General features: G+C 45.4%; 15 protein-coding genes. 11 read left to right on the forward strand and 4 right to left on the reverse strand.

Annotated elements, in window-relative coordinates; all coding sequences use genetic code 11:
* Positions 1-21: 21 nt before the first annotated feature.
* The 4 genes from prpC to LQZ07_RS00375 form a co-directional block, all read right to left on the reverse strand.
* A complete protein-coding gene (gene prpC, locus LQZ07_RS00360; protein ID WP_152783955.1) occupies positions 22-1,149 on the reverse strand; it encodes a 2-methylcitrate synthase in 1,128 nt (375 codons plus the stop codon).
* 128 nt (positions 1,150-1,277) lie between these two features.
* Positions 1,278-2,162, reverse strand: coding sequence for a methylisocitrate lyase (gene prpB, locus LQZ07_RS00365; protein WP_152783953.1), 885 nt, complete (start codon positions 2,160-2,162; stop codon positions 1,278-1,280).
* Positions 2,162-2,905: a GntR family transcriptional regulator gene (locus LQZ07_RS00370; RefSeq protein WP_152783951.1), complete on the reverse strand. Its 744-nt coding sequence runs from the start codon at positions 2,903-2,905 to the stop codon at positions 2,162-2,164. The genes prpB and LQZ07_RS00370 overlap by 1 nt, the downstream gene beginning before the upstream one ends.
* Positions 2,906-3,107: 202 nt before the next feature.
* Positions 3,108-3,542, reverse strand: a complete 435-nt coding sequence (locus LQZ07_RS00375) for a hypothetical protein (RefSeq protein WP_016400031.1) — start codon at positions 3,540-3,542, stop codon at positions 3,108-3,110.
* Between the two features lie 519 nt (positions 3,543-4,061).
* On the opposite strand from LQZ07_RS00375, the gene LQZ07_RS00380 reads away from it, so the two are divergent.
* From LQZ07_RS00380 to LQZ07_RS00430, 11 genes are all read left to right on the forward strand, one after another.
* A complete protein-coding gene (locus LQZ07_RS00380; RefSeq protein ID WP_152783949.1) occupies positions 4,062-4,346 on the forward strand; it encodes a hypothetical protein in 285 nt (94 codons plus the stop codon).
* A 135-nt stretch (positions 4,347-4,481) separates the two neighbouring features.
* Complete coding sequence (locus LQZ07_RS00385; protein ID WP_152783947.1) at positions 4,482-5,990, forward strand: hypothetical protein; 1,509 nt, start codon at positions 4,482-4,484, stop codon at positions 5,988-5,990.
* Between the two features lie 120 nt (positions 5,991-6,110).
* Entirely contained in the window at positions 6,111-6,863 is a 753-nt protein-coding gene (ubiE, locus tag LQZ07_RS00390; RefSeq protein ID WP_016400028.1) for a bifunctional demethylmenaquinone methyltransferase/2-methoxy-6-polyprenyl-1,4-benzoquinol methylase UbiE, read from the forward strand.
* A 9-nt stretch (positions 6,864-6,872) separates the two neighbouring features.
* A complete protein-coding gene (locus LQZ07_RS00395; RefSeq protein ID WP_152783945.1) occupies positions 6,873-7,472 on the forward strand; it encodes an SCP2 domain-containing protein in 600 nt (199 codons plus the stop codon).
* The gene (gene ubiB / locus LQZ07_RS00400) at positions 7,469-9,097 is read left to right on the forward strand and encodes a ubiquinone biosynthesis regulatory protein kinase UbiB (protein WP_152783944.1); all 1,629 of its coding nucleotides are present in this window, start codon (positions 7,469-7,471) and stop codon (positions 9,095-9,097) included. The genes LQZ07_RS00395 and ubiB overlap by 4 nt, the downstream gene beginning before the upstream one ends.
* A 45-nt stretch (positions 9,098-9,142) precedes the next feature.
* Positions 9,143-9,379, forward strand: coding sequence for a Sec-independent protein translocase subunit TatA (gene tatA, locus LQZ07_RS00405; RefSeq protein WP_016400025.1), 237 nt, complete (start codon positions 9,143-9,145; stop codon positions 9,377-9,379).
* 2 nt (positions 9,380-9,381) lie between these two features.
* Positions 9,382-9,765: a Sec-independent protein translocase protein TatB gene (gene tatB / locus LQZ07_RS00410; RefSeq protein ID WP_152783942.1), complete on the forward strand. Its 384-nt coding sequence runs from the start codon at positions 9,382-9,384 to the stop codon at positions 9,763-9,765.
* 3 nt (positions 9,766-9,768) lie between these two features.
* The gene (gene tatC / locus LQZ07_RS00415) at positions 9,769-10,509 is read left to right on the forward strand and encodes a twin-arginine translocase subunit TatC (RefSeq protein ID WP_016400023.1); all 741 of its coding nucleotides are present in this window, start codon (positions 9,769-9,771) and stop codon (positions 10,507-10,509) included.
* Positions 10,487-11,296, forward strand: coding sequence for a TatD family hydrolase (locus LQZ07_RS00420; RefSeq protein ID WP_227981484.1), 810 nt, complete (start codon positions 10,487-10,489; stop codon positions 11,294-11,296). The genes tatC and LQZ07_RS00420 overlap by 23 nt, the downstream gene beginning before the upstream one ends.
* A 175-nt stretch (positions 11,297-11,471) precedes the next feature.
* Complete coding sequence (locus LQZ07_RS00425) at positions 11,472-12,386, forward strand: hypothetical protein (protein ID WP_152783940.1); 915 nt, start codon at positions 11,472-11,474, stop codon at positions 12,384-12,386.
* Entirely contained in the window at positions 12,383-14,326 is a 1,944-nt protein-coding gene (locus tag LQZ07_RS00430) for a methyl-accepting chemotaxis protein (protein ID WP_152783938.1), read from the forward strand. The genes LQZ07_RS00425 and LQZ07_RS00430 overlap by 4 nt, the downstream gene beginning before the upstream one ends.
* Positions 14,327-14,551: the final 225 nt, after the last annotated feature.

The following is a 14,551-nucleotide window of genomic DNA, read 5'->3' on the forward strand; positions in this document are numbered from 1 at the left end:
ACTTACTGGTACTGGCAAAAACTAGTCGCGCTGCTCAAGCGGTACATAGCTGCGAGGCTCGCTACCGGTGTAGTCGGCGCTGGGGCGAATAATCCGGTTATTAGCGCGCTGTTCCATAATGTGTGCAGCCCAGCCGCTTACCCGCGAGCAAACAAAAATTGGCGTAAACAGTGGCGTGGGAATATTCATGAAGTGGTAAGCGCTGGCATGGAAAAAGTCTGCGTTACAAAACAGCTCTTTTTCGCGCCACATTACCGCTTCTACTCGCTCGGATACGGCATAAAGGTGTTGATCGCCAGTGGCTTCGCTTAACTTTTTCGACCAGGCTTTAATCAGTGCGTTGCGTGGATCGCTGGTGCGATAAATGGCATGACCAAAACCCATAATTTTGTCTTTGCGGGCTAACATGGCCATGATTTCAGTTTCGGCTTGCTCTGCGCTGGTCCAATTTTCAATCATTGCCATGGCGGCCTCATTGGCGCCACCATGTAACGGCCCACGTAAGGCACCAATCGCACCCGAAACAGCAGAGTGGATATCGGAAAGGGTGGAAGCAATCACTCGGCCAGTAAAAGTGGAGGCGTTAAATTCATGCTCAGCGTATAGAATCAGTGAGCATTGCATAACTTGTTCGTGTAGCGGATCGGCAGGTTGGCCATGCAATAATTCTAAGAAATGCCCAGCAATAGACTTAGCCGAACTTTGGGTGGAGATACGCACGCCGTCGTGACTAAAGCGATACCAGTAACAGATAATGCCCGGCAAGGTCGCTAATAAACGGTCAGTGTGTTGCTGTTGCTCTGCAAAGCTGGCTTCGGTTTCTAAGTTACCCAGCATAGAAACCCCAGTGCGCATTACATCCATTGGATGAGCATCTGCGGGAATAAGCTCTAATACCGCTTTAAGCGCATCGGGCAATTCACGTAGATTATGCAAGGTGTCGTGATACGCAGCTAGTTGGTCGCGATTAGGTAGCTCGCCATGAAATAACAAATAAGCCACTTCTTCAAAGGTCGCTTGCTCGGCCAACTCACTAATGTCGTAACCACAATAGGTAAGCCCAGAACCACTTTGGCCAACTGTACATAATTTGGTTTCGCCTGCGCTTTGGCCTCGTAAGCCTGCGCCTCCTAAAGCTTTTTGTACCATGATGTTCTCCTTCATTCCTTTGGTTAACAAGCGTGGCGTCTGATGCGCGTATTTTTGGCTTGTTAATAGTGGCTTAGCCGCTAAATCTTGGTTTGGCTGGCTAAGTCCGTTCACGTAGTTAGGGTTTATTAATCCTGCTTAAATAATTGGTCTAGTTTTTGTTCGTAATCGTGGTAGCCCAAGTAGTCATAGAGCTCAGCGCGAGTTTGCATGCTGTTAACAACATCACGCTGGTGGCCATTTTCACGCAAGCTACGATATACATTTACTGCGGCTTGGTTCATTGCTCTAAAGGCCGATAGTGGGTAAAGCACCATATCTACACCTACACTCGCTAGCTCTTCACCACTAAATAATGGGGTTTGGCCAAACTCGGTAATATTGGCCAAAATCGGCACTTTTACTGCGTCGGCAAATTGTTGGTATTGCTCAAGCGTGAGCATGGCTTCGGGGAAGATCATGTCGGCGCCAGCTTCAACATATTGGCAAGCACGTTCAATAGCGCCTCCCATACCTTCTATTTGCAGGGCGTCGGTGCGGGCCATTACCACAAAGTCTGGATCTACGCGGGCATCTACAGCAGCCTTGATGCGGTCTACCATTTCTTGGCTAGAAACAATGGCTTTATTGGGGCGGTGGCCACAGCGTTTTTGCGCGACTTGGTCTTCCATGTGCACGGCGGCGGCATCGGAGCGGATCATTTCTTTTACGGTGCGAGCAATATTAAATGCGCCGCCAAAACCTACATCTATGTCTACCAGCAAAGGTAAATCACAGGCGGCGGTAATTCGGCGAACATCTTCTAGTACGTCATTCATGGTAGTAATGCCAAGATCGGGTAAACCGTATGAGGCATTGGCAATTCCGCCACCTGAGAGGTAAATAGCTTGGTGGCCTTCGCGCTGTGCCATCATGGCGCAGTAAGGGTTAATGGTGCCAACAATTTGTAATGGGTTTTGTTGGCTTACTGCTTGGCGAAAGCGTGCGCCGGGCGAGAGTTTTGAGCTGCTCATTAGTTCACTCCTTGAATTTGATTTGCCAAAGCAGTGGTTTCTAAGCTTTGGTCGGTCTGAGTATTTTGGTGTTGTTGTTCTATGGCTTTGCGTGCGCGAGCAATGTGGCGACGCATCAGTAATTCGGCGAGTTCACCATCACGATCGGCTAGTGCTTGCCAAATCGCCCAGTGTTCCTTTAATGCGCGCTCTGGGCGCGAAACTTGTTTAGCAGCTTGATAGCGATACATGCGCAGTAAATGATAGAGCTCATCACATAGCAGATTCACTAAACGTTGATTGGCGCTGCCTTTAATGATCAGATAATGAAAATCGAAATCACCTTGTTGTTCAAAATAGGCTTTGCCTTGGTGTTGTTGCAGGTAACTTTGATGGTGTTCAAGTAAGGTTTTTAACTCTTCAAGCTGAATTGTCGACAATTGCTCTGCAGCTAAACGACAAGCCATACCTTCTAGCGCTTCGCGCACCGAGTAAATATCTAACAATTGCTGCTGGTTTAGTTGCACCACTCTAGCGCCAACGTGCGGAACTCGTTCAACTAATCCCATTCCTTGTAGTTTAAGGATTGCTTCACGCAATGGGCCTCTGCTAACGCCGTAATGCCTTGCTAATTCTGGCTCAGAGATTTTTTCTCCCTGAGCTATTTGGCCGCTCACTATGGCTTCAATTAAGGTGTCGCTTAAGTTCTGCGAGAGTAGATTCTGTTTGTCGCTGAGCGATTTGCTGGGGCTAAGTTGAGACATATGCGGGTTACACTCAGGTTGTTTGAATGTTGCATAGTGTAGATCGGATGTTGCGCTTCGATCAAATTATTGTCGACAATTTGTGCTTATACTTTAGTTTAATGGCCTTAAAATGTCTGTTTAAGCTGGGTTTTGTTTACAAAGGTCGAGCGGGAAGCGAGATTGTTAACAATCTTTTAGAGTTAGTTTAATGGGGGCTTAGTTAACTAATGTGTAATTGAGATATTACTGATGAGGGAACTTCTACCTGCCAGTCTTTAAACTGCTGCAAACTATGTTCAATAGTGCTTAGTTGTACAAATTTGCAATTGTGCTTAGGCACCTCGGCATGGGCTTGCTGTTTTAAGTACTCTAATATGCCTGAGTTTGGAGCTAGGTAAATGCAGTGGCTGAGTTGATTTTGCAAACACCAAGCTATTTGCTGTTGCATAATAGGTAGGCTTTCTGGGGTAAGAAATTGCCAGTGGCGAATATCAAAAATAGCCGCCCAAGGTTTAGGGCCAAACTGGCTCATTTCCTGTTGAACGTCTTTGCGATATTCCTTGGTGGTGGTGACGTTCCAGCTATCATAAAGCTGTGCCAGCAAGAATCCTTCTTGAGCGTGCAGTTGGTAGTAACCATGACTGGCTGGATGCATTCAAACCTCGAATTAATTGCTTACAGCGGTAAGGATGTTAATTAACGCGTATCGTCTTCATTTCTCTTATTAAACTAGTAAATCAAACTGACTGCAAATCACTAGACTAATTGTAATTTAAAATAAGAATTTTAGTGTTTTAATCTGAAATAATCGTTTGTTTTTAGTAGATATTCTGCTGCTTAAAGCGCTGACAAAAAACTTAAAAAATGTTTATTAAGCAGCTTGTTATTTGGGCAAGCTCACGCTATGTTATGCCTTCAATCAATTACTGCATAGGTCGAGGCAACAATGAAACATTGTTTATGTTCAGCATATCGCTCAGCCCGACTTCTGTCTTTTATTTCGGTTCGCGTTGGTCACAATAAACCCGCGATGCGAAATGCAAGGCTATGCAGCTAATTTAAGATTGAGTTACCTACCAATTTTACCCGAGCTGCGAAGTGTCGCAGTGAAGGAATTCCAAATTTAACCCTATCTTAACTGTGTCACTTCGCTCTCTATCAAGGAGAACGAGACATGATGTCACTTAAAATTCGCGTACTTAGCTTTACTGTCGAGTTGTTATTGCGTTACCAAGCACATTTAGAGGTCCAGCAATGGCTTAAGCAACAACGCCAACAAAGCTGGCGAGTAGAGGGTATAAACTCCCACATCGCTAAAGATATTGGTGCTGATCCCGATGGTCGATTTAGAGCCAAAGTTAAGCAAGCTGAGCCAGCCACTAAAGCTAAAGAGCTTAAGCAGCAAACTAGCCATAAAGCTTGGCGCACACGACAGAAAACTGTGAAAATAGAGACGTAAACTAAGCGCCCTGCGGGGCGCTTTTTTATGAGCAACATACAAGGGTTGCTGAAGCTAAACCTGATGCTGTGCAATAACTTAACTATAATTCCCTAAATTGTATTTTCTGCCTGAATCACAACTATGGATGGTTTGATGAATAGATGGATGTTACTTAGTTTGTTATTACTTAGCGTTGCGGCTTGGTCAAGCGACAAGGTTCGTTTAAGCGATTATGGCATCCCGGATGATCTTCCTGACAATGTTGTGAGCTCTATGGAGCAGGGGCTCGCTTACACTATGATTCTTAATGTGGATGCGAGTGAGGGTGACGAACATATTCATGATGTGGTCTATGTGGTGTTTGAACCAAACAGCGAATACGGCATAGACTTATACCTTAAATACGATAAAACCCGCAGTGAAATCAGTTCAGAAAAATACTATCGGCAACTACTTAATGAGGCGATGAAATTACAGCATCGTTTAATTACCTTAGGTAATCGTTACGACCCAAATTCAGTAAAGCTTATTGAGCAAACAGAGCAGCATACTAAGCTTGGTTATCGCTATGAATCCTACGGTTTGCCGCAAGATATTGCTTTTATGCGTCACTTGGATGCAATTGCCACCATTGAACAAGGGCAACTAAAACGTATCGAACTAAATAATCGGCAAGCCTTCGACCACAGTTTTCGCCGCATTAATGAATACCGGCAGTCTGTGGAATTTTTCAAAAATGAATCCAACCAATACATCATGTCGCGCCGTAGTTTGAGCTTTTCAGGCACCCACTTTTCTAAGCCGTTCAAAGTAACCCTAGAGGGGGAGTTCATTTCTTATCGTTTGGCCAGTGGTGAAGAGGTGGTATTGCGGCCTGAGTTGGCTGTAGATATCAATGATGAACGTTTTGAAACAGTAAGAGTAAAACTTGATCGAACTTTCCCTATTTGGGGCAAAGAGGTACGCAAACGTGGTTACGACTTACCGATGCCATTTGGGGTAATGCTCACCTATAGAAGGCAATCTAACTTTCTCGATTTCACCAGTTTTACCATAAATGGAAGCCGTGCCTTTGAGGCTATTTTTGACCCCGAAGGTTCTAACGGCAATATTGATACCGATGCTTTCACCCTACGCGCCGATATGTTTGTGCTGCCATTTTTAAATGTGTATGGCGTTGTGGGTAAGATTAAAGCAAAAGCAGACTTAGTGATTGATACCACCAAACTTGGCGAGATACTCATCCCACAGGGCAAGTTGGTGATTCCGCTAGAGTTGAACAACACCATGGCTGGCTTGGGTGCAGTAAGCGCGGTGGGCTATAAAAACTATTTTGCTTCCTTAAATATCACTTACGCTATTTCGGTCACTGAAGAGGCAGGCACCAATACTAAAACATGGGTGATGCAGCCCATGGTGGGTTATCAGTTCCCTGATTACCGCGCGCGAGTTTTGTTGGGCGCCGAATACCAAGATTTGAGCTCTAGTATCTCTGGCTCTCTCAGCAGTGATTTTAACTATGATATTGGTATTAAGTCGGAAAAATGGGCTGGCGTAGTGGGTGTACACAAAGAGATTGGTAGCCAATTTGAAACGGTGCTGATGTATTCAAAAGGCCAGCACCGTGATGCGATAACCTGGGGTTTTGGTTATCGTTTTTAGATGTGAGTAGATACCAGCTCATGCTTTCTACAAAAAACTCACAGTGGATCTAGCGCAAGTGTTGGAGCATTAGCTCAGCTACAGTACACTAGCGACACACCGCATAAGTAGGAAGCAAACATGAGCGCTGAGCAAGACACTACCCATTTTGGCTATAAAACCGTTAATCGCGATGAAAAGGTAAACCTTGTCGCTGATGTATTTCATTCGGTTGCAGCTAAATACGACGTAATGAATGACCTTATGTCGGGTGGTATTCACCGTTTATGGAAGCGTTTCACTATTGATTGCAGCGGCGTTCGCCCTGGTCAAAAAGTCTTAGATTTGGCTGGTGGAACCGGCGATTTAACCGCTAAGTTCTCACGTATTGTGGGCAGTAAAGGTGAGGTGGTATTAGCCGATATTAATGACTCGATGCTAAAAATGGGCCGCAGCAAATTGCGTGACAAAGGTATCGTAGGCAATGTGCGCTATGTACAAGCTAATGCCGAAGCCTTGCCATTTCCTGATAATACTTTTGATGCGATCACTATTAGCTTTGGCCTGCGTAACGTTACCGATAAAGACGCTGCGCTGCGTTCTATGTATCGCGTATTAAAACCTGGCGGACGCTTGCTGGTGTTAGAGTTCTCGAAGCCAGAGCTTGAAGCCGTGAGCAAAGTCTATGACGCCTATTCTTTCCATTTATTACCTAAAATGGGCCAGCTGATTGCCAATGATGCCGAGAGCTATCAATACTTGGCGGAATCTATTCGTATGCATCCCGACCAAGACACGCTTAAAGAGATGATGCAGCAAGCGGGTTTTGAAGGTGCAGAATATTACAATTTAACCGGTGGTGTAGTTGCGCTGCATCGTGGTTATAAGTTTTAAGAGGCCGCTATGCCCTTATCGTCTTTAATTAGTGCTGGTGTAGAAGCTCTCAGCAACCAAGTATTGGCTCTGGATGAATCCAGTGAAGCGCGCCGTGGCCAATTAGCGGGTAAAGTGCTGGCGATTAAAATAACGCCGCTACCATGCTTTTACTTCGTGATTAGCGAACAGCAGCTGGATGTGCTTAATCAATATGAGGCAGAGCCCCACTGCAGTTTAAGCATGTCGCTGTTTACCTTGGCTGAGTTAAAACAAGCCGACAAAATTCCTAGTTTAATTAAACAAGATAAGTTGCAACTTGAAGGTGATATTAAACTTGCTCAACAGTTTTCCGATCTGTTTTTGCAGCTAGAGCCCGATTTTGAAGAGAAACTATCGCAGCGCATTGGCGATGTGGCCGCTTACCAAGTGGTGTCTAAAAGTCGCACGGTGGCGCAAGCGCTTAAAAGTGTATTGAATAAAACTCCAGCAAAGATAAATGAAATAGCCAGTGAAGAATGGGGATTGCTGGTGGGGCAATTGGAATACCAAACCTGGCAGCAGCAAGTTCAAGCCATGAGTAAGGATCTCGATAAACTAGCCTTGCGCATTGAGGGTTTAAGTAAATGACGCCCAAGGAGTTTGCGCGCTTTCGTCAAATAAACCGCACCCTTTGTCGTTATGGTATCGACCAACTGTTACCTAAGCGTTTTTGGCCTTGGCCGTTACGTTTACTGCGCAGTATGGTGTTTTGGTGGCGTAATCAGCATAAAAATGACTCTGCTGGTGCCCGTATTCGCATGGCGATGGAAGAGTTAGGGCCAGTATTCATAAAATTTGGCCAAATGATGTCGACCCGTCGCGACTTGTTACCGCCTGATATCGCCGATGAGCTAGCTTTGCTGCAAGACCAAGTGTCTCCGTTTTCTGGCGAGCTAGCTAAACAGCAAATTGAGTTGGCTTTAGAGCGCCCCATCGACGAGCTGTTTGATGACTTTGATATGCAGCCCTTGGCATCGGCCTCTATTGCCCAAGTACATACCGCCACCTTAAAAGAAAATGGCCAAGAGGTGGTGCTTAAAGTTATTCGCCCTGGCATCGAGCAAACCATTCTCTCAGACATTGCCTTAATGCAGCGGGTTGCAGGTTTTTTTGCCCTATTTTTTGCTGATGGTCGCCGCTTGCGTCCAAAAGAAGTGGTGGAAGAATACCGAAAAACCATTGTTGATGAATTAGACCTAGCGCGCGAAGCTTCTAACGCCATACAACTACGCCGTAATTTTACTGACGCAAAAGAGCTGTATGTTCCAGAGGTGTACAGTGATCATTGCCGCAAGACCTTGTTGGTTATGGAACGCATTTACGGTATCCCTGTTGCCAACATTGATGAGTTAGTAGCGCAAAACACCAATATGAAGCTATTGGCTGAGCGTGGTGTGGAAGTGTTCTTTACTCAGGTATTCAGAGACAGCTTTTTCCATGCTGATATGCATCCAGGGAATATTTTTGTATCACGCGAGCACCCAGAAGACCCCCAATACATAGGTATTGACTGTGGCATTGTGGGTACCTTGAATAAGGAAGATCAGCGCTATTTGGCCGAAAACTTTCTGGCGTTTTTTAATCGCGATTATCACAAGGTGGCCCAGTTACATGTAGATTCGGGTTGGGTGCCAGCAGATACCAAAGTGGAAGAGTTTGAGGCTGCAATTCGCACCGTGTGTGAACCTATTTTTGCCAAGCCGCTGTCAGAGATTTCCTTTGGTCACGTACTATTGAATTTGTTTAATACTGCGCGTCGCTTCAATATGGAAGTTCAACCGCAGTTGGTATTGTTACAAAAAACCTTGTTATATATAGAAGGTTTAGGGCGTCAGCTTTATCCAGAATTGGATTTGTGGGCAACCGCTAAACCCTTTTTAGAACGTTGGATGCGCAAACAAGTGGGGCCAGAGGCAGTATTTACCACCTTTAAAGAAAAGGCGCCTTACTGGTTGGAAACGCTGCCGCATTTACCAGAGTTGGTTTATGATAACCTGCAATTGGCAAAGCAACAGCAGCTTAAGTTTCAGCAATTTACCGCACAGTATTTGCAGCAACAAAAGCAGCGCCAGCGTAGTTTAATTTTAGCCTTGGCAGCCGCTTCAAGTTTGATTTCGGCAGCTTTGCTTTACCCAAGTTTACCGACCGTATCGATAGCCTTGGCAATAAGTAGTGGGTTTGTTGGGTTAATGAGTTGGCGACAACTAAAATAGATATATAGCCATTGTGGCTAAGCAGAACAGGAAAAGGAAAAACAGATGGGTGGAATTAGTATTTGGCAACTGTTGATCGTAGCGGTAATTGTGGTGTTGCTATTTGGAACCAAAAAACTGCGTAACATGGGTGGAGACCTAGGTTCTGCAGTAAAAGGTTTTAAAAATGCCATGAACGACGATGAAAGCAAAACGGCTGAAAAATCTACACCAGAACAACTTGCTCAAAACAAAGAGCAAGCTGAAGAAACCGCTAAAAGCAAAGACCAACAGCAAGGCTAAGCATGTTTGATATTGGGTTTTGGGAGTTAATCCTTATCTCGGTGATGGGCTTAGTGATACTAGGCCCAGAACGCTTGCCAGGTGCTATTCGTAGTGTGTTGGCGGTGGTGCGTAAGGTAAAGCAGTCGGTGTCTTCGGTAACTACCGAGCTTAAGCAAGAGCTTGAGCTAGACGAGCTTCACCAAAACCTTAAAAAAGCCGAGCAACAAGGTCTTGAGTCGCTTAATGGTGATTTAAGTGAATCTTTCGAAACCTTAAAAGCCCGCGCCGAATCGGTGACTCGCCCTTATCAAAAGAGTTCACCAGAGCAAAATCAACACGAGGCCGACACGGTAACCATGCCCAGTGATCCGCCACCTGAATCCAGCCAAGAAGATAAAAAATAAGCTATGAGTGACGCCCCTGCGCAGCCCTTAATTGAGCATTTAGTTGAGTTACGCAATCGCTTGTTACGTGGAGTATTGGCTTGTTTGCTAATTTTTCTCTGCCTAGTGTATTTTGCTAACGACATTTACGCTTTGCTCGCCGAGCCTTTGTTAAGCGTAATGCCAGAAAACGCCAGCATGATTGCTACCGATGTTGCTGCACCGTTTTTTACGCCGATAAAACTAACTTTGGTGGCCTCAGTATTTTTAGCCATGCCGTATTTGTTAGCGCAAGCTTGGGGCTTTATTGCGCCGGGTTTGTATCAACACGAGCGCAAACTGCTAATCCCCTTAGTGTTTGGCTCAGGCTTGTTGTTTTATGCAGGTGTGGCGTTCGCCTTTTATGTGGTATTTCCTCTGGCATTTGCTTTTTTCACTGCGGTTGCGCCCGAAGGCGTAACTATTGCTACCGACATCTCCAACTATTTGGATTTTGTACTTAAGCTGTTTTTTGCTTTTGGTTTAGCCTTTGAAATTCCCATCGCTACCATGTTGTTATGTTGGTCTGGCGCCACCACGCCTGAAAAGCTGCGCAGCAAGCGCCCTTACGTAATTGTGGGGGCCTTTGTGGTGGGCATGTTGCTAACCCCACCAGATGTTATTTCACAAACCTTGTTGGCGTTGCCAATGTGGTTGCTGTTTGAAGTGGGATTGTTCTTTGCGCGCTTTTATGTGCGTAAAGATGACGAAGAAGCGCAAGCTTAACGTACCCATGTTCGATATTGCACTAAACCTAACTAGCTCGCAGTTTGATAAAGACCGTGATGAAGTGATCGCTCGCGCCCAACAAGCCGGGGTAAACGGCATGTTGTTGTTGGCTAGCGATATGGATGAAAGCCTCGCGGTTAGCGAGTTGGCTTTGCAGTGGCCTGGCCTGTGTTATGCCGCGGCAGGTGTGCACCCTCATGATGCAAAGTCGGTAACTATTGAGCAATTACAACAGCTTAAACCTTTGCTTGCACAACCACAGGTGCTGGCAGTGGGGGAATGTGGCTTAGATTTCAACCGTGACTTTTCGCCGCGCCCGCAGCAAGAAGCCATTTTTGAAGCCCAGCTAGCTTTAGCTGCCGAGTTGAACATGCCGGTGGTAATGCATGAACGCGATGCGCATCAACGCTTTATCGATATTCTTACACCTTGGCGAGATAAGCTTCCCGGTGCAGTGTTGCACTGTTTTACCAGTGATAAAGCCGCACTTAAAGCGTGTTTAGATTTAGACTTATATATTGGTATCACAGGCTGGGTATGTGATGAACGCCGTGGTGAAGACCTGCAACAGCGCGTAACCGAGATCCCTAACGATCGCTTATTGCTAGAAACCGATGCCCCTTATTTGTTACCTCGCGATTTGCGCCCAAAGCCGAAAAGCCGTCGTAACGAACCTTGCTATTTACCCCACATCTATCAAAAAGTCGCTGGTTTGCGTGAGCAAACGGTGGCCGATTTACAGCTGCACACTCAGCAGAACATAAAACGCTTACTCAATCTCTAAGCTGATATAAGTCATTCAATTGTCATCTTTTTATGACTAACATCATTTGTTGGTTTGGCTCTTGCTTGGCTTTATTCTTAAAAGCTTTCTATGCTTGAAAGATAAATCTGAAACTCATCGTAAACCTTAATCAATTTGGCTATGAATGGCAGCTCAGGGAAGAGAAAAAACTTTGATGATTTTATCACTTATTGTTAAACCGTGGCGTAGTGTGTGGGTGTGTTTGTTATTGATAAGCCCTAGCAGCTTCGCGGCGATTGTAAACAACAACCACTTGTTTCAAAAAACGCAGATTATTAGTGGGCAATTGCAGGCCATTCGCTCAGCCAATGATTTAAGTGAATTACAGAGCGAACCACAGATTTTTGCCGATAAACTAGCAGTGCATTTGGTGTTTAAAACTCGTCAGCTAAGTGCTTTGGCTGCTAGCTTATTAAGTTCGCAAGGTTTAAACCCAATAGAGCCTAAGCCAGTGGCTTATAGTGTAATTCGCCCTCGCAGTGTAATGCCTTATCTAGAGGAATTAGAGCAGCAACTGAGTCAAGTGATGACTAAGTTGGGTGTGCCCGCAGGGGCAGAAGTAGAGCGACCTTTGGGGAAATCGGTTAACGATGTGTATCAACAGTTGGTGCTCATCGAGTACCTGTTTGAAGGTTTGGTCGAGAGAGATTCACTGCAAGACTTAGCCAACAACGTCAATAAAACCCAAGCAGAACTGCTACTTATTAGCCAAGCAAGAGAGCTACCTTTGCAGTTTTCCAATGCGCTAAGTGTCAGCGGCAGAGAGCTAACAGATGTAAACATCGTGGCTTTGCAATCTTGGTATTTGCTCGAAAGACTGTTTCGCCAATTGGCTATTGAGCCTAGCAAACCGGGGCGTTTGCCGGCCGGCGAGTCTAGTGCTTATCAACTTGTGGATACCAGCGTGAATATACTGGCCGAGCTACATCGCGCTAAAACCATTTTACAAATAGAAAAAGACAGCCCGCTCATGCAAGTAAACGCCTATTCCGATGCTAATCAGGCTTACGCTGCCTTTGTAAGTTTGCGCAGTGGCTTGTTGGTAATGGTAGGAGCGGCAGCCTTATGATGGACAAATTAAACCTAAGCCAAAAAATTGCGCTTATCCCTGTGGGCATAGTGTTGCTGCTTGCGCTGATGCTGTGGAATAGCCATTACTCGCTTAGTGGCGTAGAGCAACAAGCGGTAGAATTCTCCGATACTGTTGAGCCTAGCGCCCGCTTAGCTGGCGAGCTGTCGGTGAATGCCTTGCAGCGTCTGGTTCTGCAATCGCGCTATAGCCAAACAGAAGACCCGCGTTTGTTGCAGCAATACCAGCAGTTGGCAGAGCAAGCCCAAGCTTTGGCTAAGAGCCCTTATTTGGCAGCCTTTAATAATGCCGAGCAAATAACTAGCAACAGCCAATTGTTGGATCAGCACTTTGCTGATGAACTGGTGCCGCTGTTAGCCGAGGTGAGTAGCCTCGAGAACACCGTGCTGCGCCAGCTAGTGCCACAAGCCTTAGCTAAAACATCGGATATTCATGCCACCTTAGATCTTCTTAACTCAGGGCGTTTACCTGCTTTAACCGTGAGTTTAGCGAATCATATTCAGGCTGCATCTATCGGATTAATGAGTCACTTAAATCGCCGTGATAGCCGCAGTAAAGATCAGTTTTACTTGGAGTTGTTTGGCGCAGAAAATGATCTTATTGATTTGAAAAAGGGCTTAAACAGAGAGCACCACAAAGCGTGGATTATTGAAGTAGAACAGTATGTGGGCCAGCTTTCTGTTGCTGCCAACAGCATTTTTGAATTGCTCGAAGAGCAGCAGTTACTGATGGACGATTTGCTTAATCCCGCTGCTGAGCAAGTGGTAAAAGGGGCAGGAGATAGCCAGCAAACACAATGGCAGATTTTGGGAGAATCTAGCCAAGCCATTGTCCAGCAGCTGCACCAAACTGCGCGCACAAGCTTGGCTTTTGGTGTATCAATTGTATTTATTTCATTGTTGCTCGCATGGGTGATTACCCGATTTATTCGCCAACCGGTGGTTACCATGGTGCAAGCCATGCAGGCGATTGCCCAAGGAGATGGGGATTTAACCCAGCGTTTAAAAGTTAAAGGTAAAGATGAATTAGCGCAGCTGGCAGCGGCATTTAATCAATTTATTGAGTTGCTACAAGGCACGGTTACAAGCATTAACCAGCATGTTGCCACCTTGAATGAAGCGGCCAATCAGCTGAACCAGTTGGCCCAGCAATCTAAGGGGCAAGTAGGTCAACAGCAACAAGTTGTTGCCGAAGTAAGCCAGCATATTGGCAGCTTGTCCCAAGGTTTTAATGAAGTGGCCAATCATGTACGTAATGCCGATCAGTCAGCAATTGCGATTGATGAAGCGTCGATGCAAGGTAATACCCTGACTCAATCGGCTACCAATGAAATTAAGCACTTGGTGAGCCAAGTAGATACAGCCTCGATAGATATGCGTGAATTAGCGCAAAACAGTAAAGACGCCAGCAAAATCTTAGAAGTGATTAACGGCATTGCCGAACAAACTAACCTGCTGGCGCTTAATGCTGCGATTGAGTCTGCGCGCGCTGGTGAGCATGGCCGTGGCTTTGCGGTAGTTGCCGATGAGGTGCGCAACTTAGCTAAGCAAACCCGTGGTTCAACCGATCAAATCGAACAGATGATGAGTGACTTAGTGAAAGGCGCTGAGAAAACCGAGGGGCAAATGCAACAAGGCAAAGTGCAAGCTAATACCAGTTTTGAACTGATGTCAGAAATGCAGCTTTCAGTAGAGAAAACCCATCAATTGGTAAGCGACATCACACGTTTGCTTGATGATGTAAGTGCGGCTTGTGATGCGCAATTATCAACCTCTGAAACAGTGGTTAGTGAAATGCAAGATATTGAGTCGGCAGCTCAAATGAGCTTAGAAGGTACCGAACAAACCGCAGAGCAAGCCAAAAAAGTAGGCCAACTAAGTAGCCTCATTCAAGCCAGTATCGCTAATTTTAAAGTGTAAGAGTGTAAACCAAGGGAAGCTTGTTTCGCGTCTCCCTTGGTTTTTACTATTAACCTGGTCTGTCACAATTATTTCTTATTTTTTATTTCCTACTTTATGAAAATGTTTTCGATTCATTTTGAAAACCCTTTCTGATCTTCTCGCTAGTTTAATCTTTCTCTTTTTTATCTTTAAGTGAGCTTAATTGCTCATTTACTTTGATGGTAAACCGCTTTTGATTCATAG

The organism is Agarivorans sp. B2Z047 (assembly GCF_023373605.1).
GTDB classification, from domain to species: domain Bacteria; phylum Pseudomonadota; class Gammaproteobacteria; order Enterobacterales; family Celerinatantimonadaceae; genus Agarivorans; species Agarivorans albus.